The 18,963-nt window shown below is 55.6% G+C and carries 15 protein-coding genes; 6 read left to right on the forward strand and 9 right to left on the reverse strand.

Going from position 1 to position 18,963, the window contains the following annotated elements:
* The 8 genes from rffA to trxA all read right to left on the reverse strand — a co-directional run bounded on the left by rffA (position 1) and on the right by trxA (position 8,716).
* A complete protein-coding gene (gene rffA / locus BMF08_RS04790) occupies positions 1-1,131 on the reverse strand; it encodes a dTDP-4-amino-4,6-dideoxygalactose transaminase (RefSeq protein WP_072571294.1) in 1,131 nt (376 codons plus the stop codon).
* 4 nt (positions 1,132-1,135) lie between these two features.
* A complete protein-coding gene (gene rffC, locus BMF08_RS04795) occupies positions 1,136-1,828 on the reverse strand; it encodes a dTDP-4-amino-4,6-dideoxy-D-galactose acyltransferase (protein ID WP_072571087.1) in 693 nt (230 codons plus the stop codon).
* Positions 1,825-3,087, reverse strand: coding sequence for a UDP-N-acetyl-D-mannosamine dehydrogenase (wecC, locus tag BMF08_RS04800; RefSeq protein WP_072571086.1), 1,263 nt, complete (start codon positions 3,085-3,087; stop codon positions 1,825-1,827). Before wecC ends, rffC begins: the two co-directional genes overlap by 4 nt.
* Entirely contained in the window at positions 3,084-4,214 is a 1,131-nt protein-coding gene (wecB, locus tag BMF08_RS04805; protein WP_072571085.1) for a non-hydrolyzing UDP-N-acetylglucosamine 2-epimerase, read from the reverse strand. Before wecB ends, wecC begins: the two co-directional genes overlap by 4 nt.
* Positions 4,215-4,270: 56 nt before the next feature.
* On the reverse strand, positions 4,271-5,317 hold the full coding sequence (gene wzzE / locus BMF08_RS04810) for an ECA polysaccharide chain length modulation protein (RefSeq protein ID WP_072571084.1): 1,047 nt from the start codon (positions 5,315-5,317) through the stop codon (positions 4,271-4,273).
* 13 nt (positions 5,318-5,330) lie between these two features.
* Entirely contained in the window at positions 5,331-6,434 is a 1,104-nt protein-coding gene (wecA, locus tag BMF08_RS04815; protein ID WP_072571083.1) for a UDP-N-acetylglucosamine--undecaprenyl-phosphate N-acetylglucosaminephosphotransferase, read from the reverse strand.
* 356 nt (positions 6,435-6,790) lie between these two features.
* On the reverse strand, positions 6,791-8,050 hold the full coding sequence (gene rho / locus BMF08_RS04820; protein WP_072571082.1) for a transcription termination factor Rho: 1,260 nt from the start codon (positions 8,048-8,050) through the stop codon (positions 6,791-6,793).
* A gap of 336 nt (positions 8,051-8,386) precedes the next feature.
* Positions 8,387-8,716, reverse strand: a complete 330-nt coding sequence (gene trxA / locus BMF08_RS04825; RefSeq protein WP_042394997.1) for a thioredoxin TrxA — start codon at positions 8,714-8,716, stop codon at positions 8,387-8,389.
* Between the two features lie 144 nt (positions 8,717-8,860).
* Here trxA and rhlB point away from each other — a divergent pair, with 144 nt between their 5' ends.
* From rhlB to BMF08_RS04850, 5 genes are all read left to right on the forward strand, one after another.
* Entirely contained in the window at positions 8,861-10,126 is a 1,266-nt protein-coding gene (gene rhlB, locus BMF08_RS04830; protein ID WP_072571081.1) for an ATP-dependent RNA helicase RhlB, read from the forward strand.
* A 5-nt stretch (positions 10,127-10,131) separates the two neighbouring features.
* A complete protein-coding gene (gene gppA, locus BMF08_RS04835; protein ID WP_072571080.1) occupies positions 10,132-11,616 on the forward strand; it encodes a guanosine-5'-triphosphate,3'-diphosphate diphosphatase in 1,485 nt (494 codons plus the stop codon).
* A 157-nt stretch (positions 11,617-11,773) separates the two neighbouring features.
* A complete protein-coding gene (gene avtA / locus BMF08_RS04840; RefSeq protein ID WP_072571079.1) occupies positions 11,774-13,030 on the forward strand; it encodes a valine--pyruvate transaminase in 1,257 nt (418 codons plus the stop codon).
* A gap of 364 nt (positions 13,031-13,394) precedes the next feature.
* Positions 13,395-14,681: a collagen-like triple helix repeat-containing protein gene (locus BMF08_RS04845; protein WP_199775948.1), complete on the forward strand. Its 1,287-nt coding sequence runs from the start codon at positions 13,395-13,397 to the stop codon at positions 14,679-14,681.
* Positions 14,682-14,734: 53 nt separating this feature from the next.
* Positions 14,735-16,450, forward strand: coding sequence for a ShlB/FhaC/HecB family hemolysin secretion/activation protein (locus tag BMF08_RS04850; RefSeq protein ID WP_072571078.1), 1,716 nt, complete (start codon positions 14,735-14,737; stop codon positions 16,448-16,450).
* A gap of 36 nt (positions 16,451-16,486) precedes the next feature.
* On the opposite strand, the gene BMF08_RS04855 is transcribed toward BMF08_RS04850, so the two are convergent.
* Positions 16,487-17,302, reverse strand: coding sequence for an AraC family transcriptional regulator (locus BMF08_RS04855; RefSeq protein WP_072571077.1), 816 nt, complete (start codon positions 17,300-17,302; stop codon positions 16,487-16,489).
* 255 nt (positions 17,303-17,557) lie between these two features.
* Here BMF08_RS04855 and BMF08_RS04860 point away from each other — a divergent pair, with 255 nt between their 5' ends.
* Positions 17,558-18,958, forward strand: a complete 1,401-nt coding sequence (locus tag BMF08_RS04860; protein WP_072571076.1) for an MFS transporter — start codon at positions 17,558-17,560, stop codon at positions 18,956-18,958.
* Positions 18,959-18,963: the final 5 nt, after the last annotated feature.

The raw sequence follows: 18,963 nt of genomic DNA on the forward strand, positions 1-18,963 counted from the left end.
TCAGTTAAAATAGCTCAGCAGGGTGCTGATAACCGTACGTTGATTGACCGGTGCCAGATTGTAGAACAGCGGCAGGCGAAGCAAACGCTCACTTTCCTGCGTGGTGTAACGGTCTTCGCCGTGGAACTCACCAAACTGTTCGCCCGCCGGGCTGGAGTGCAGCGGAATGTAATGGAACACCGCGAGAATCTCCGCCTCTTTCAGGAAGGCGATCAGCTTGCTGCGGTCGGCTTCATCGCGCAGTTTGATGTAAAACATATGGGCGTTGTGGTTGCAATCCGCCGGAACCGTCGGCAGTTCAATGCGACCGGTGCGTGCCAGCGGGGAGAGCGCGTCGAAATAGGTCTGCCACAGCGACAGGCGTTGCTGATTGATGCGATCCGCCGCTTCCAGCTGCGCCCACAGGTAGGCGGCCTGCAAATCGGCCATCAGATAGCTGGAGCCGATATCGCGCCAGGTGTATTTATCCACCTGACCACGGAAGAACTGGCTGCGGTTGGTGCCTTTTTCGCGGATCACTTCGGCCCGCTCAATGAGCGCGCGGTCGTTGATCAGCGTCGCGCCGCCTTCACCCCCGGCGGTGTAGTTTTTGGTTTCGTGGAAGCTAAAGCAACCAATATGGCCGATTGTCCCCAGCGCGCGGCCTTTGTAGGTCGACATCACGCCCTGCGCGGCATCTTCCACCACAAAGAGGTTGTACTGCTTCGCCAGCGCCATGATGGTGTCCATTTCACAGGCGACGCCCGCGTAGTGTACCGGCACGATGGCGCGTGTTTTTTCGGTGATCGCCGCTTCGATGCGCGCCTCATCAATGTTCATGGTGTCCGGGCGAATATCGACAAAGACGATTTTCGCGCCGCGCAGCACAAAGGCATTGGCGGTGGACACGAAGGTATAGCTCGGCATGATCACCTCATCGCCGGGCTGAATATCCAGCAGCAGGGCGGCCATCTCCAGCGACGCGGTGCAGGACGGCGTTAACAGCACTTTCGCGCTGCCAAAGCGTTGTTCCATCCACTGCTGACAGCGACGGGTAAAACCACCATCGCCACACAGCTTGCCGCTTCCCATGGCCGACTGCATGTATTCAAGCTCACTGCCTACTACGGGGGGTGCGTTAAAAGGGATCATCATGTCACCTGTATAACCAGTAGGCGGTGCTTTCCACATTCGCACCGCTTTGAATATAACGTTTAAGCGCGGCGGTATTTCCCGCCTGCGTCGCCACACGTAACCTTGTCAGCTGGCGCGTCTGCGTCCAGTATGACGCCGCCTGCATCAGGGCTTCACCCGCGCCGCGCCCGGCCAGCAGGCCAATACGCGCCTCATGGTCATTGAGCTGGCGCAGGGAGACAAACGCCCGGATGTCGCCGTCAGCGGCGCGGAAAACCAGGCACTGGTGATCAAACTCGCCTTTGACGGCGTTTTCAATCCACTGGGCGTAAAAACGTCCGCTGGCTTCTGGCGGATACCAGGGCGCGCGAAAACGGCTTTGCGCGAATGCCTGTGCCGCCAGCTCGCGCAGCCGCGGAATATCTTCAGCGCCGGCGACCTGCGCCTGCGGATCGGCCACCGTCGCGCAGAGGTTCAGCGCGAGATCCACTTCCCCTTCCACCAGCTGAAAACCGCGCTGTTGCAGCGCGTCCAGCCGTGCCGCATCGCTGGCCGGAATTTTGACCTGCACCCGTTCCCAGGCGTTGAGATCGGCTTCGGTGATCGCCGGGCCGCTGTCGCTCAGGCGCACAATAGCGCTGTGCAGGCCGAAAAACTGGCTTTCCCAGCCAAGAGGCTCAACCGTACCGTGCAGCGGAAAGGACGGGGCTGTCATCGCCAGACGCCTTTGGTATCAATAATATACTGCTGCGTGATCGCTTCACCGGGAAGAGCTTTAAACTGCTGATGATCCACCAGCATGACGATGACGTCAGCTTTTGCCAGCGCGTCGTCAAGGCTCACCAGTTCGCCCAGACCGGCGAGTTTTTTCGGCAGCGCATGAATATTCGGCTCCACCATCAGGGTGTTGCCGCTGTGCCATTCGGCGATCTGGCGGGCGATTTCCATTGCCGGGCTTTCGCGTAAATCGTCAATGTTGGGCTTAAACGCCAGGCCGAAGCAGGCGATGTTAAGTTCGCTGGCGCGTTTGCCGCTCGCCGTCAGGCAGTCGGCAACCGTGGCTTTCACCTGATTCAGCACCCACTGCGGTTTGCTGTCGTTCACTTCGCGGGCGGTACGGATCAACCGCGCCTGCTGCGGGTTTTGCGACACAATAAACCACGGGTCGACGGCGATACAGTGTCCGCCCACGCCCGGTCCCGGCTGCAAAATATTAACGCGCGGGTGGCGGTTGGCGAGGCGGATCAGCTCCCAGACGTTAATGCCCTGGTCGGCGCAAATCAGCGACAGTTCGTTGGCAAAGGCAATGTTGACGTCGCGGAAGCTGTTCTCGGTGAGTTTGCACATCTCAGCGGTGCGGGCATTAGTGACCACACACTCACCTTCAAGGAAGATGTTGTACAGCTCGCTGGCGCGGGCGGAGCACACCGGCGTCATGCCGCCGATCACGCGGTCATTTTTGATCAGTTCAACCATCACCTGGCCTGGCAGCACGCGCTCCGGGCAGTAGGCGATATTAATATCCGCCTGCTCGCCCGCCTGCTGCGGGAAGCTCAGATCCGGACGCATTTCCGCCAGCCACTGCGCCATTTGTTCGGTCGCGCCAACAGGTGAGGTGGATTCGAGGATCACCAGCGCGCCTTTTTTCAGCACCGGCGCGATGGATTTGGCTGCCGCTTCCACGTAGGCCATATCCGGATCGTGATCGCCTTTAAAAGGCGTCGGCACGGCAATCAGGTAAGCATCCGCCGCCACCGGCGTGGTGCTGGCGCGCAAAAAACCGCCCTCAACCGCCGCTTTTACAACGCTGTCGAGTTCAGGTTCAACAATATGAATTTGCCCGCGATTAATGGTGTCCACCGCGTGCTGGTTGATATCAATACCCACTACCTGCTTTTGACGGGAGGCGAAAGCCGCCGCGGTTGGCAGTCCGATGTAGCCAAGGCCAATGACAGAAATGGTTGAAAAGCTCATAGCGTTACCCGATTGTGTTTAAGTGCGTGCAAAATTCGACCGCAGGCCTCACCGTCTCCATACGGATTGTGCGCGTGGCTCATCGCCTGCCACGCATCAAAACTGGTCAGCAGGCGCGTGACTTCATCCACGATACGCTGTCTGTCGGTACCGATCAGCCTGACCGTACCGGCTTCCACGGCTTCCGGGCGCTCAGTGGTGTCACGCATCACCAGCACCGGCTTGCCTAATGAAGGCGCTTCTTCCTGAATGCCGCCGGAATCCGTCAGGATCAGCCACGAGTGGTTCATCAGCCAGAGGAACGGCAGGTAATCCTGCGGCTCGATGAGAATCACGTTATCCACGTGCCCCAGGATGCGGTTTACCGGCTCGCTGACGTTAGGGTTGAGGTGTACCGGATAGACAATCTGCACATCATCATGGGCGGCGGCGATGTCCGCCAGCGCGTGACAGATTTGCTCAAACCCGCGACCAAAGCTTTCGCGGCGATGACCGGTCACGAGGATCAGCTTTTTGGATTTATCGATAAACGGATAGCGTCCGGCCAGCTCGTTTTGCAGCGCCTCGTTGTTCAGCACGGTATCGCGTACCCAGAACAGCGCATCAATAACGGTATTGCCGGTGACAAAAATTTTCTTATCGGCAACGTTCTCCCGCAGCAGGTTATGCCGGGCATTTTCCGTGGGGGCAAAGTGGTACATCGCCAGATGACCGGTCAGGGTGCGGTTGGCTTCTTCCGGCCACGGCGAGGAGAGATCGCCGGTGCGCAGGCCCGCTTCCACGTGGCCTACCGGAATACGCTGATAAAACGCGGCCAGGCTTGCGGCGATGGTGGTAGTGGTATCGCCATGTACCAGCACAACATCCGGCTTAAAAGATTCGAGGATGGGCTTTAGCCCTTCCAGAATGCGGCAGGTAATTTCTGTCAGCCCCTGACCCGGCTGCATAATATTAAGGTCGTAGTCCGGAACGATCGAAAAGAGATGTAACACCTGATCGAGCATCTCACGATGCTGCGCGGTGACGCACACTTTCGCCTCGAAATAAGGATCCTTTGCCAGTGCATGAACCAGAGGCGCCATTTTGATGGCCTCTGGTCGTGTGCCAAATACGGTAAGTACTTTCACAACGATTCTCTTCGATTAGATGATGAAGGCACGGCGGCCTTCATCTCAGACGGCGTTTAGTATGAGCGACGACGCGTTAACGCTACACCGGCTCCGACTAACGCCCCCACAATTCCCCACATGATCATCAGGAAAGCACGACGCGGACTGTCGCGTTTTACCGGTTCTTCCGGTGTGCGCAAATAACGATAAGTCTGAAAACGGGGATCCAGTGTGGGGCCGACGTTGAGCGTATTCAGCATGGCACGGTTCTGGTCATAGTCCAGGTCAAACTCCGGGCCGACGGAACGCAGGTTTTCGAGGCGCGCCTGCAGCATCGGACGGCCCAGCAGGAACATTTCTGAATCAGGCAGTTCGTCGGCCGGCACCTCGGTTTCACTGCGGGAAATATTGTGTTGTTCGGCAACTTTCAGCGCCTGTTCCACGCTGTGGACACGGCGGTTGAAAATAGCGCGGGCCACCTCTTCCTGACGTTTCACCTGCGCCTTCATCTGAATAGTGCGCGCGGCCCATGCGCCTTTCAGCTCATCATTCAGATGGCTGGCAGCGCGCTGGCTGGCAAAGGCCACATACTGACGCAGCAGATTGTTAGCGTCCGGCGCCGTTTCCGCCGTCAGCTTAACGTTGTCATTCAGGTTACGCAGGGCGTCGCCAGGCGTGTACTGGATGTAGTTGATTAATTCATCCAGCATCGCGGCATCGGCTTTGCTGTTGCCCACCGTACGCTGCTTGTAATAATCGGTCTGTAACCAGAAATCACGGCGGGTATCCCATGACGCCAGCTGCATAACAAATTCTTTATAGGCCTCGTCCATTACCGAAGGCTGATCGACCGGCGCCAGGCTGGCTTTAACATCCAGATTACGCAGGAACTGCTGCTGAGAGTAGTAGCCGCCAAGCATGTTCACGGTAGGCCGATCGGTCATCGCCGTGGCGCTCCACTCCTGACGCGCGAAAAAGGTATAGGGTAATACGATCAAGGCGAAAACCAGCGCCACACCTGCAATCCAGAATTTCCCTGCCCACAAAGTACGAAACAAACCACGAATATCCAGTTCATTCTCCGTACCTACTGATTGTGCTCCCGGTAATGGTTGAGTCATCGCTATCCCAGAATTACTTGGTTAATGGTGGATTATGTCTGCTTTTGCGACGGAGACGGCGTTTCACACGTTTAATGAAGCGTGCGACTTTCCATGCCCGTTTAATACAGTAGCCGTACAGGAAAAATGCTAGCAAGAACAATGCCAACATCACCCATTCCGGTACGATATGTACATATTCCATCACAACGCCGATAGCGGCCAGCAGGGCGGCAGCGAGCGTGATAAGGACGAATGCCTGACGGGAGGTAAAGCCGGCACGCATAATAAGATGGTGGATGTGCTGACGATCCGGTGAGAACGGGCTCATGCCCTTACGCAGACGACGATACATAATCGCCACCATGTCCATTAATGGAATGGCGATGATCCACAGCGCCGTGACCGGGCTTATCGGATGGCGTTGGCCCTGAGTGGTTTCCAGCAGGATCCAGATCACGGTAAAACCAATCAGCGTACTGCCCGCATCGCCCATAAACACTTTATAGCGGCGGCCAAGCACACCAAGGTTCAGCAGAATATAAGGCAGGATGGCGGCGATCATGGCGAAGCACCACATCGCAAGGCTGGTCTGACCGTCGAACCACAGAATGATGCCAATGGCCCCGAAGGAGACGCAGGACAACCCTCCGAGCAGGCCATCAATACCATCAACCATATTGAAGGCATTAATCGCAGCCCAGACGGCAAACAGCGTCAGGAAGAAACCGAACGGTCCGAGCACCAGTTCCCATGAGCCAAAAATATGCCCGAGGCTGAGGAGATAAAGCTTGCCGACGGCCATCATCACCACGGCGATAAGCGCCTGGATAGTGGCACGAATTTTTACGCTGATATCAAAACGATCGTCTAACGCGCCCACGAAGACAAGTACGCCCGCACAGGCCAGGTAGAGAGCAGCATGAGGTATGTAGTAATCGGCAATGTAGAACGTAAAGCAAATCCCGGCGTAAACAGAGATACCGCCCACCAGCGGGATCAGCCCCTGGTGTCGTTTACGGAAGTTTGGCTTGTCCACCAGACCGATTTTCTTCGCGATTTTCCGTGCGAAAAAAAGAAAGATAAAAGTGAGTAAAAAAATACTGAATAACTCAGTAACCGCAGTGAGTAAATTCACAATGCATGCTCTCAGCGAATGTTGATCCTGGAAGTATAACGACGTTGACCTTGCTCAAGAAGCAATAAAGCGGGTCATACACAGGGTCTGTTGTATGTTTTTCAATCAATTAGGCCATTCTTATAGTGAATGTTCCGTAATATCGCGCGCTGCCCGAAGCATCTTGTGGCTCCGTGGTTATAGCGTATATTCCGCAAAAGAAAAACGCCACGTAAAACGTGGCGTTTCGGGGCTTTATTTGGATTACGCGCGCTCCGTCAAGTGAGAAACTGCGCGTTTTTCCCGCATCTTCACATCAGCCTGTCGATGCAAACCGCCGTCAAATCATTCACCAGAACCAGCAAAATTGATAAGACTTACGAACGTTTCATCATGTCGAAGAATTCGTCGTTGGTTTTGGTCATCGCCAGCTTGTTGATGAGGAACTCCATTGCGTCGATCTCGCCCATCGGGTGAATGATCTTACGCAAAATCCACATTTTCTGCAGTTCTTCCTGCGTGGTGAGCAGCTCTTCTTTACGCGTACCTGAACGGTTGTAATCGATCGCCGGGAACACACGCTTCTCAGCGATTTTACGCGCCAGATGCAGTTCCATGTTGCCGGTACCTTTAAATTCTTCGTAGATAACTTCATCCATTTTAGAACCGGTATCGACAAGCGCGGTGGCGATGATGGTCAGGCTGCCGCCCTCTTCCACGTTACGTGCCGCGCCGAAGAAACGCTTCGGACGATGCAGGGCGTTAGCATCCACACCACCGGTTAACACTTTACCGGAAGCCGGTACCACGGTGTTGTAGGCGCGGGCCAGACGGGTGATGGAATCGAGCAGAATGATAACGTCTTTTTTATGCTCAACCAGACGCTTCGCCTTTTCGATCACCATTTCAGCGACCTGAACGTGGCGGGAAGCCGGTTCGTCGAAGGTGGACGCAACCACTTCGCCTTTTACCAGACGCTGCATCTCGGTAACTTCTTCCGGACGTTCGTCAATGAGCAGAACCATCAGCACGCAATCCGGGTGATTGTAGGCGATGCTCTGGGCAATGTTTTGCAGCAGCATGGTTTTACCGGCTTTCGGCGGTGCCACAATCAGACCACGCTGACCACGACCAATCGGCGAGGCCAGATCGAGAACGCGGGCGGTTAAGTCTTCTGTAGAGCCGTTACCACGTTCCATACGCAGACGAGAGTTTGCGTGCAGCGGGGTCAGGTTCTCAAACAGGATTTTGTTACGCGCGTTTTCTGGTTTGTCGTAGTTAACTTCATTGACTTTCAACAGCGCAAAGTAACGTTCACCCTCTTTGGGCGGGCGAATCTTACCAGAGATGGTATCACCAGTGCGGAGGTTGAAACGTCGGATTTGGCTGGGGGAAACGTAGATGTCATCAGGACCGGCGAGGTAGGAGCTGTCTGCGGAGCGGAGGAAACCAAATCCATCCTGCAAAATCTCCAGCACACCGTCGCCAAATATATCTTCGCCACTCTTAGCGTGCTGCTTCAGGATGGCAAAAATGATGTCCTGCTTGCGCATACGAGCCTGGTTCTCAAGCCCCATATTTTCGCCGAGAGTGATCAGCTCAGAAACCGGCGTATTCTTTAATTCGGTAAGATTCATAGTGGTGTGGGTTCTTAAACTCGGGGTAAATCTCGAACTTAATTTGTGAATGGTATGGCAGGGTCATCCATGCCTGTTTTAGCGGCCATCAACTCATGTCTGTTCGCTGCCTGCTTACGGGAAGAACACAGAACTGAAACGACAAGACGGATTGAGTGACAAGCCCGGAATCTATCTACTTCTCTCGCGGCGATGGTGCTCAGCGGGAAGTATCGGGTACAAACTACAAAGGTATGTTTAAAACGAAGTCAAAACAAACTTAGCACGACTGAAGCCGGGCGTCCAGCGATCCCAAAAAATTAGGAACGCAGCACGCCAGGCTGGGTTTGCGCTGGATTATGCCAGGTTGGCGTCCAGGAACTCTTTCAGTTGACCCTTAGACAGCGCACCGACTTTGGTGGCTGCTACTTCGCCGTTTTTGAACAGCAGCAGGGTCGGAATACCGCGGATACCATACTTAGGCGCAGTGCCCGGGTTCTGGTCGATATTCAGTTTGGCAACGGTCAGTTTGCCCTGATACTCGTCAGCGATTTCATCCAGAATCGGAGCGATCATTTTGCACGGACCGCACCACTCTGCCCAGAAATCGACGAGGGTCAGCCCTTCAGCTTTAAGTACATCCGTGTCAAAACTGTCGTCAGTCAGGTGAATAATTTTATCGCTCATATTTAACTCCACAGGAATAAGCCTGGCGTGCTGATGTAGCATGAAACTACAACGTATTGATGCCACATTAACCAACTAAAGGTTGACTTTATTTCACCGGATACGCTTTCGTAAAGCAATAGTAAGCTGATATTCTACCACACTATGAGCAAAACACATTTAACAGAACAGAAGTTTACCGACTTCGCCCTGCACCCTAAGGTGATCGAAGCCCTTGAAAACAAAGGCTTTCATAATTGCACACATATCCAGGCGCTGGCGCTCCCGCTAACGCTGGCTGGTCGTGATGTAGCAGGACAGGCGCAAACCGGTACCGGGAAAACGATGGCGTTTCTGACGTCAACGTTTCATTATCTTCTCTCTCATCCGGCGATCGCAGACCGCAAGGTGAACCAACCGCGTGCGCTGATCATGGCGCCAACCCGTGAACTGGCGGTGCAGATCCATGCTGATGCCGAACCCCTGGCGCAGACTACCGGCCTGAAATTAGGCCTCGCCTACGGCGGCGATGGCTATGACAAACAACTTAAAGTCCTGGAAAGCGGCGTCGACATTCTGATCGGCACCACCGGGCGTCTGATCGATTACGCAAAACAGAACCACATCAATCTTGGCGCGATTCAGGTGGTGGTGCTGGATGAAGCCGATCGCATGTATGACCTGGGCTTTATCAAAGACATTCGCTGGCTGTTCCGTCGTATGCCTGCGGTCACTGAACGTCTCAACATGCTGTTCTCCGCCACCCTGTCCTACCGTGTGCGTGAACTCGCTTTTGAACAGATGAACAACGCTGAATATGTGGAAGTCGAACCGGAGCAAAAAACCGGCCACCGCATCAAAGAAGAGCTGTTCTATCCGTCTAACGAAGAAAAAATGCGTCTGTTGCAGACGTTGATTGAAGAAGAGTGGCCGGATCGCGCCATCATTTTCGCCAATACTAAACACCGTTGCGAAGATATCTGGGGCCATTTAGCCGCCGACGGGCACCGTGTAGGCCTGCTGACAGGCGACGTGGCGCAGAAAAAACGCCTGCGTATTCTGGAAGAATTCACCCGTGGCGACCTGGACATCCTGGTAGCGACTGACGTGGCCGCGCGCGGTCTGCACATTCCAGCCGTTACGCACGTCTTCAACTACGATCTGCCGGATGACTGTGAAGACTACGTGCACCGTATTGGCCGTACCGGCCGTGCGGGCGCAAGCGGTCATTCCATCAGCCTGGCCTGCGAAGAGTACGCGCTGAACCTGCCGGCGATTGAAACTTACACCGGCCACTCTATTCCGGTCAGCAAATACAATCCGGACGCGCTACTGAAAGATCTGCCGAAGCCGTTGCGCCTCACCCGCGCCCGTCCAGGCAATAATCAGCGCCGCCCTGGCGCACCGCGTAATCGTCGTCGTCCGGGTTAAAAAAGATGCTCACCACTACTTCGCTATACGCCGCAATAGATTTAGGCTCTAACAGCTTTCATATGCTGGTTGTACGCGAGGTGGCGGGGAGCATACAGACCCTGAGCCGCATCAAACGCAAAGTCCGCCTGGCGGCGGGTTTGAGCAGCGATCTTGTGCTCTCGCCCGAAGCCATGGAGCGCGGCTGGCAATGCCTGCGTCTGTTCGCAGAACGTTTGCAGGACATCCCGCAGGTACAAATTCAGGTGGTCGCCACGGCGACGCTGCGCCTGGCCGTCAACGCCCATGTCTTTATCACGAAAGCGCAGGAAATCCTCGGCTGCCCGGTGCAACTCATCAGCGGCGAGGAAGAAGCGCGCCTGATTTATCAGGGCGTGGCGCACACCACCGGTGGCGACGATCGCCGTCTGGTGGTGGATATTGGCGGCGCCAGCACCGAACTGGTGACCGGCACCGGCGCGCAGGCCACGTCCCTGTTCAGCCTGTCGATGGGCTGCGTCACCTGGCTTGAGCGTTACTTCACCGACCGTAATCTGGCGAAAGAGCACTTCGACGAGGCGGAACGCGCCGCGCGCGCGGTGATCCGTCCGGTGGCCAATGAACTACGCGCGCACGGCTGGAAAGTCTGCGTCGGCGCGTCCGGCACGGTGCAGGCGCTACAGGAAATCATGATGGCGCAGGGCATGGACGAGCGCATCACGCTGGCCAAACTTCAGCAGCTCAAACAGCGCGCCATTCAGTGTGGTCGTCTTGAGGAGCTGGAAATCGAAGGCCTGACGCTGGAGCGGGCGCTGGTTTTCCCGAGCGGGCTGGCGATCCTTATCGCCATCTTCACCGAGCTGGATATTCAGTGTATGACTCTGGCAGGCGGCGCGCTGCGGGAAGGCCTGGTGTACGGCATGCTGCATCTGTCGGTGGATCAGGACATTCGCAACCGCACGCTGCGTAACATTCAGCGCCGTTTTATGGTCGATACCGAACAGGCTTTGCGCGTCGCGCAGCTGGCAACCCGTTTTGCCGCGCAGGTGGAAGGCGTCTGGGATCTCCAGCCGCTGTCGCGCGATCTGCTGGTCAGCGCCTGTCAGCTGCACGAAATCGGCCTCAGCGTCGATTTTAAATCCGCGCCGCAGCACGCTGCCTATCTGGTACGCAATCTGGATCTGCCGGGCTTCACTCCTGCGCAGAAAAAGCTGCTGGCGACCCTGTTGCTTAACCAGACCAGTACGGTCGATCTCTCCTCGTTGCATCAGCAAAACGCCGTGCCGCCGCGCGTGGCGGAACACCTGTGCCGTCTGCTGCGTCTGGCGATTATTTTCGCCAGCCGTCGTCGTGACGATTTGTTGCCGGCCATCACCCTGACGGCGGTGGAAGAAAGTCTGACGCTGTCCCTGCCGCATGACTGGCTGACCAGCCATCCGCTGGGCGCTGAGCTTATCGATCAGGAGTGTCAGTGGCAGAGCTACGTCCACTGGCCGTTAACCGTCCTGTAACGCCTTTTTATTCCACCCTCTGCCTGCGGCATAAAAATTCATCATAACCACAGCCAGCAGCATTTTATTCCATCACACCGGCCTTTGTCCGATTTGCACCGCGCCTGCGCTGGCGTTAAGGTGGGGCAAATTCAAAGAGACCGACAGACCACCTGCTATGACATTTTCACTTTTCGGCGACAAATTCACCCGCCATTCAGGCATCACCCGCCTGATGGAGGATCTCAACGACGGCCTGCGCACGCCTGGCGCCATCATGCTCGGCGGCGGCAACCCGGCGCAAATCCCGGAAATGACCGATTATTTCCACCAGCTGCTTGCCGATATGCTCAGCTCCGGCAAAGCCACTGATGCGCTATGCAATTACGACGGTCCCCAGGGTAAGTCAGAGCTGCTGGTCTGCCTTGCACAAATGCTGCGGGAAACTCAGGGCTGGGATATTGAGCCGCAGAATATTGCACTGACAAACGGCAGCCAGAGCGCGTTTTTCTACTTGTTCAATCTGTTCGCAGGTCGTCGTGCCGATGGAAGCACCAGAAAAGTGCTGTTCCCGCTGGCGCCGGAATACATCGGCTATGCCGATTCCGGCCTGGAAGAAGATCTTTTCGTCTCGGCGCGCCCCAACATTGAACTGCTGCCGGAAGGCCAGTTTAAATATCACGTTGATTTCGAGCACCTGCATATCGGGGAAGAAACCGGCATGATCTGCGTATCGCGTCCGACCAACCCGACCGGTAACGTGATCACCGATGATGAGCTGATGAAGCTGGACGCGCTGGCGAATCAGCACGGCATTCCGCTGGTCATCGATAACGCCTACGGCGTGCCCTTCCCCGGGATCATCTTCAGCGATGCGCGTCCGCTGTGGAACCCAAACACCGTGCTGTGCATGAGTCTCTCCAAGCTCGGCCTGCCCGGCAGCCGCTGTGGGATCATCATTGCGGATGAAAAAATTATCTCGGCGATCCGCAATATGAACGGCATCATCAGCCTCGCCCCCGGCGGTATCGGCCCGGCGATGATGTGCGAAATGATCAAGCGTAACGATCTGCTGCGCCTGTCGGAAACCGTTATCAAGCCGTTCTATCAGCAGCGCGTACAGGAGACGGTTGCGACAATTCGCCGCTATTTGCCGGAAGAGCGCTGCCTGATCCACAAGCCGGAAGGAGCCATTTTCCTCTGGCTGTGGTTTAAAGATCTGCCGATCACCACCGAACTGCTCTACCAGCGCCTGAAAAAACGCGGCGTACTGATGGTGCCAGGGGATTATTTCTTCCCCGGCCTCGACAAACCCTGGCCGCACACGCACCAGTGTATGCGCATGAACTATGTTCCTGATCCGGACAAAATCGAGGCAGGCATTAAAGTGCTTGCCGAAGAGATTGAATTCGCCTGGCAGGAAAGTCAGCTTTAAAAGAATATATCCGGGCTTGTGTGATCAAGTCCGGAATATTTCGCCGCCCGTAGTTACGCCCCATATTAAAATAATGTTTTTGATGCGATATATCCGCATCAGTTATTAGCATGCTTATTAACTTATAAATAATTTAATCGGGGCTACATATCCTGGCAGGGTTTCAGCGCCGCTTACGCTTCTACATAAAAAATAAAGATACTGATAAACAAGGATTTTTTTAAATTCACTTTATTTGATTATTAGGAATAATCACAATTTATTAACTTTATTTAAAAATACATGCAACAAAAGTTGTTGCCGTCAAAAAGCTACTTACACTCATTAATACGCCGTCCGGCGTTTTATTTAGTGGAGTATGATCATGGCTACTAATAACGTTAGCCACCTGAGCGTCATTACGGTGGCCGTACTTCTTGCATTCTCATTATCTGCCTGTAGCGGCGGCGGTTCTCATTCCAGTGTGAAAAAAACGCCAACCGCAGGGACGAGCACAGGAGCGGGGACTAACGATGGGACGTCAACGGCGAACAACGGCTCGGGCGGCGGAGGTTCCGGCGGTACGGGTACAGGCGCTGGCGGCAGCGGCGCGAATGGCGGAGCTGGAGGTTCCGGCACAGGTACAGGCGGATCGGGTTCCGGCGGCAACGGATCGGGCTCTGACGGCAGCGGATCCGGCGGCAGTACAGGTGGTGGTGGCGGTACGGGTGGTGGCTCTGACGGCGGCTCAGGCGGCACAGATACTGCCGCTAACGGCGCGGTCAGCACCATTCTCAGCGATACCGGTGAAACCCTTTCCGGCGTAGGTACCACGCTCGATAATCTCGGTAGCCAGTTGCCCACCAGCAATCCGGTGACCTCCACCGTGGCGACCACCGTCAGCGGCGTTGGCACCGCCATTGATACCACCGGCAGCGGCATCACCAACGGTATCGGCGATCGTTCAAACGTCAACGGCGTGGGCACGACATTAAGCGGGGTGACTACTACCGTGACCTCGCTGGGCGGCACCGTGTCTGACGTCGGCACCAATCTTGCCAGCACCACCTCGTCATCGTCATTACGCAGCCTCACAGGCCCAACCGGTGCCATCGTGAACAGCACCGGGCAGGTCGTCAGCGGCACGGGGACCGCGCTGACTAACGTGGTGCAAAGCGACGGCGTGTCCCGCCTGACTACCGGCACCACCACGCTGGTTAACAATACTACCGCAGGCGTAGAGCATGTGACTCAGGGTGTGGGTGGCGCAACAGGCCTCGGCACACCGGTCAGTAATCTGTTAACCCACGTTGGCAATGGCGTCAGCGGTGTGGGTAACCAGGTGACCAGCAGTAATGCGGGCCTGAGCGGCGTCGGCCAGGTGGTCAGCAACCTTGGCCAGACGGTTGCGGATGTGGGCGGCGTGGTTAAACCAGCCACCGTCACTGCGCCTCCGGCCAGCTCAACGGGTGGTATCGCAGTGGATGCGACGGCGGATGCCAGTAAAACCGGTCTGGTAGCCAATGTCGGCGCCACGGTCAATAACCTGACTGCCGGACTGACCGCCAGCGCCGGGACGACAACCAGCAATGACACCAGTGGAACGACCGCCTCAGGTCCGCTTAGCGGCGTGACCGGTATCGTTGGCGGACTATTAAAACCGAAACAATAACACGCTGTACCGTGCCCCCGCCCGGGGGCACGTTTTCCTGAAGGGAATGCATCATGAGACTACACCTCTGCTATGCGCTCATGTGCGGCGCGGTGCTCGGCATCGCCCGGGCGGATACCCTCCCCGCCATTATCGATCCGGTTAACCCGTCAAAAGCCGTACCTGGCGAACAGGATCCCACTGCGGTTCAACGCCGCGCGCCGACGGTGACGGTCCCAAAATCCGCCACGCAGCTCACCCCGGATACGCCGATCCTGGTCAAACATATTCAGTTTATTGGCGGCAAGCTTTACCCGCTGAAAAGCCTGCTTGCCCCCTTTCGCCCTTATGCGGGCAAAACCGTACCGCTGAAAGAGATCATCCGGCTGGTAAATGATATTACCGCCCGCTACCGGGCCGATGGCTACCCGCTCTCTTATGCCTGGCTGCCGGACAATAATTTTCACCATGGCAAAATTAACATCGTGCTGGTCGAAGGGTATGTTGCCCACAGTGATATTAAGAGCAACAACGCCAGCATCGCCGCACGCCTGAAGCGGCTGGCGGAAAAAATGATGACCGAAAAGCCATTGCGACAGGAAACATTCGATCGCTACAGCCTGCTGATGACCCGCACGCCGGGCACCAAAGTGGATGTGAATGCGCAGCTGCCGAAGAATATTTATGGCGCGGCGGCGATGAAAGTGGACGCCAGCCAGCCGCGTATCTGGGATCTCTCTTCCACGCTCGACGTGCGCAGAGGCGAAAACCTGGCGCTGGTCAACGGCACCTTGAGCAACCTCACAAGTTATGGCGATCAGCTCGGCGTCGCCACTTTTATCCCGCTGGACGGTGAAACCCGCAAGACTTATGTCGGGCTTAATTATCAGCAGTTCCTCACTGACGAAGGGCTGAGTATGCAGCTTCGGGGCAGCTTTTATCGTGACGATCCTGAGGAGTTCACTCCCTTGCTGAATCTTAACGGGTTCACGGTGGATGCCCGTCAGCAATCCACGCAATACAACGGCGGCATCAGTTTTGGCTATCCACTGTTGCTCACCCGCCAGAAGCAAATCAGCCTCTCCGGCGGCGTGGACTACACCAACAAACGTAACGATATCGACCTGTTGGCGCGCGGCTTCGGGCAGACCATTCCGCTGGAATCCCAGAGTCAGCATACCCGTTATCCGGCGCTGGATCTGGGGATCACCGGCTACCGGGAATTCAGTAAGGCCAGCATCAACGCCCGGCTGAACCTGCGCCAGGGGCTGGATACCTTTGACGCGGACGTCTCTCCGGTGGCCGGTACCGATCTCAGCTTTACCCGCTGGAAAGGCAACCTGGATGCAGGCTGGATGATGACGGAGAAATGGCGACTGAGTTCATCCATGGAAGGCGTCTGGTCTGATACCACGCTGCCGGATCCGGAGCGCGTACAGTTCGGCGCGCAGCGTTTCGGGCGCGGCTATCAGGACGGCGAAGCCAGCGGCGATTACGGCTATGGCGGTCAACTGGAGCTGCGCTACCTGCACAGTCGTAAAGAGAGCAAATGGCTGGCGACGGTACAGCCCTACGTGCTGGCCGACACCGCACGCACCTGGTATAACGCGTCCGGCTTTCGCCAGCAGCGGTTAAGCTCGGTGGCGGCGGGCGTGATGGTCGGCGATAACAAACACTATACGCTGGCGGTGGAAGCAGCCCGTCCCACGGGCGATGTGCCCACCGACAACCGCCGTCGCGACTGGCGCTATAACCTCACCGTGACGTGGAATTTTAATAACTTACGTTAATGGATTGACTGAATTTTCTGTAAACCGATAATAATTTCATGAATTTATATGTTCCTTGCAGTAGCGCCGTTTCCAGACGGCGGGTGTTAAGCCGGTGTGCTTACGGAAAATTTTTCTGAAATAGCCGACATCGCTGAAGCCGCACAGCGTGGCAATCTCTTTCAGCGAACACGCATCGCTGAGTAAAAACTTTTCTGCCGTCCGCACCCGCTGGCGGTGGATCGCTTCCGTCAGCGTGAGGTGAAACGTACGCCGGTAAACGCGCCCGAGGTAATCGGCATTGCAGTGTAATTCCCGCGCGAGCGTGGCGGTGGAAACGGGCAGATGATACTGCGTACGAATAAGCTGCTGCGCTTTCCAGGCAAAAGACACTCCCCGATCGTCTTGCTGCGTTTCGGCACTTCCGGTCAGGGTAATTTGTTGCAGGATCAGTAATAAAATAAGTTCCAGAGCGGCACTGCGCGTTAATTTTTCCTGTTCGCTCAGAAACTGGCGGAACAAGGAAATAACATATTGCGGATCCTCTGGCGTAGTATGCTGCGGTACGGTAAGCGTTAGCGTCGACTCAACAGGCAGGCTGCTTTCCTGCACTTCAAAATGCAGCCAGTAGAATTTAAGATCGGCGGGAAAATCCTCCACGCCTACGTGACGCCGCTGTGGCCATAATAATAGACTTTCCCCGGCGCTGACCTTAAATAGCTGCCCTTCTTCCTCGATCGTCAACATCCCCTTTTCGACGAAAATCACTTCCCATGAATTCAGTTTACGAGCCGGATGACGCCCCATACCGCGTGAAATAAATAAACCGCCATTTTGCACTTTAATCGGATGTATTATGGATAAATTAAGCATGAATATTCAATTTCCTGTTCTTATCGCCAATAATTAAAGGCTTATAAATTGATTATTAATGAATTATTCCCCACCAGCTCGATCGGCTTCACACTTTTCCGATGAGGTCGGGATCGTCATCTTTTTATACTTCTTTGTTGCCTTGTTGGCGGTAATAATCCGGGCAGAATTAATAAGGTCATAACCCATAATAACGGCCTGTGGTGTTTCACGGGCAACGTAAAAACGGCCTCTCCACGCTGCGAGGAGTTATCGATGACCTCTACATCTCTGTCTGAAACAGATATCGCCCATTCTAATCACGACGCCCTATTATCGGTACGCGAAAAAATAGGTTACGGCCTGGGCGATGCCGGCGGCACGGTTATTACCTGCCTGATAATGAATTTTCTTACCTTCTTTTATACCGATATTTTTGGACTAACACCGGCGTTGGTCGGCACGCTGTTTATCGCCTTACGCGTCTTTGATGCTATTTCCGATCCGGTGATGGGCATTATTGCCGATCGTACGCAAAGTCGTTGGGGACGATTTCGTCCCTGGCAGCTGTGGGTGGCCATACCGATTGGCATTATTGGTTTCCTGACCTTCACCGTACCGGATGCCAGCATGGGCGTAAAAATTGCCTGGGCGTTTGGCACCTATCTGCTGCTCTCCGTGGGCTACACGGCGATTAACGTTCCCTATTGTGCGCTGATCAATACCATGACAACCCGGCACAATGAGGTGATTTCGTGCCAGTCCTGGCGCTTCGTACTGTGCGGCGTGGCGGGATTTCTGGTCTCGGTCGGACTGCCGTGGATGGTTGACGTGCTGGGCAAGGGCGACGCCGCCCGGGGTTATCAGCTGGGCGTTGGCGTGCTGTGCACGCTCGCCGTGGTGATGTTTTTATGTTGCTTTTTCTGGGTCCGTGAACGCGTGCCGCTGGCGCTGATGGGTAAATTTACCCTGCGCGAACACCTTGCCGGGCTGCGTAAAAACGATCAGCTGTTACTGATGCTGGTGATGTCATTCCTGCTGATCAACGTGTTCAATATTCGCGGCGGCGGCTACATGTATTTCATCACCTACGTGCTGGAGGGCAGTACGGCTTATACCTCGCTGTTTTTTACCATGGTGACTTTCGCCTCGATTTTAGGCTCGGTGATTGTTAACCCCCTGACCCGACGTATTGATGCCGTAAAACTGTATTACTACACCAATCTGGTCCTGGCCGCGCTGGCTGTCGGGATGTGGTTTTTACCGGGCGGCCCGGCGTATCAGACCCTATGGCTGGCGGTCATTCTTGGTAACGGCGTGATCCTCGGCTTCACGCTGCCGCTGCACTTTTCGCTGATGGCCTTTTCCGATGACTACGGTGAATGGAAAACCGGCGTCCGTTCTTCCGGCATGAACTTTGCCTTCAACCTGTTTTTTATCAAGCTCGCCTGGGCATCCAGCGCCGGGATCATCAGCCTGCTTTTTATCGTCGTCGCCTACCAGCCCGGCGCAGGCAATCAAACTCCCGCCTCGCTACAGGGCATTACGGCGATGGAAACGCTGTTGCCCGCCCTTTTCCACCTGCTGCTGGCCGTCACTATTCGTGCCTGCAAACTTAATAACCCGATGATGTCGCGTATTGCCACCGATTTGCGTCAGCGCCATGTTCAGTCCTGAGGAGA

The sequence above is a fragment of the Enterobacter sp. SA187 genome (assembly GCF_001888805.2).
Lineage (GTDB): Bacteria > Pseudomonadota > Gammaproteobacteria > Enterobacterales > Enterobacteriaceae > Enterobacter_D.

Excerpts from the sequence above, each read along its gene's own strand:
- rhlB (WP_072571081.1), top strand. The coding sequence starts at position 8,861 with ATGAGCAAAACACATTTAACAGAACAGAAGTTTACCGACTTCGCCCTG.
- BMF08_RS04845 (WP_199775948.1), top strand. The coding sequence starts at position 13,395 with ATGGCTACTAATAACGTTAGCCACCTGAGCGTCATTACGGTGGCCGTA.
- avtA (WP_072571079.1), top strand. The coding sequence starts at position 11,774 with ATGACATTTTCACTTTTCGGCGACAAATTCACCCGCCATTCAGGCATC.
- BMF08_RS04855 (WP_072571077.1), bottom strand. The coding sequence starts at position 17,302 with ATGCTTAATTTATCCATAATACATCCGATTAAAGTGCAAAATGGCGGT.
- BMF08_RS04860 (WP_072571076.1), top strand. The coding sequence starts at position 17,558 with ATGACCTCTACATCTCTGTCTGAAACAGATATCGCCCATTCTAATCAC.
- wecC (WP_072571086.1), bottom strand. The coding sequence starts at position 3,087 with ATGAGCTTTTCAACCATTTCTGTCATTGGCCTTGGCTACATCGGACTG.
- rffA (WP_072571294.1), bottom strand. The coding sequence starts at position 1,131 with ATGATCCCTTTTAACGCACCCCCCGTAGTAGGCAGTGAGCTTGAATAC.
- trxA (WP_042394997.1), bottom strand. The coding sequence starts at position 8,716 with ATGAGCGATAAAATTATTCACCTGACTGACGACAGTTTTGACACGGAT.
- BMF08_RS04850 (WP_072571078.1), top strand. The coding sequence starts at position 14,735 with ATGAGACTACACCTCTGCTATGCGCTCATGTGCGGCGCGGTGCTCGGC.
- gppA (WP_072571080.1), top strand. The coding sequence starts at position 10,132 with ATGCTCACCACTACTTCGCTATACGCCGCAATAGATTTAGGCTCTAAC.
- rffC (WP_072571087.1), bottom strand. The coding sequence starts at position 1,828 with ATGACAGCCCCGTCCTTTCCGCTGCACGGTACGGTTGAGCCTCTTGGC.
- wzzE (WP_072571084.1), bottom strand. The coding sequence starts at position 5,317 with ATGACTCAACCATTACCGGGAGCACAATCAGTAGGTACGGAGAATGAA.
- rho (WP_072571082.1), bottom strand. The coding sequence starts at position 8,050 with ATGAATCTTACCGAATTAAAGAATACGCCGGTTTCTGAGCTGATCACT.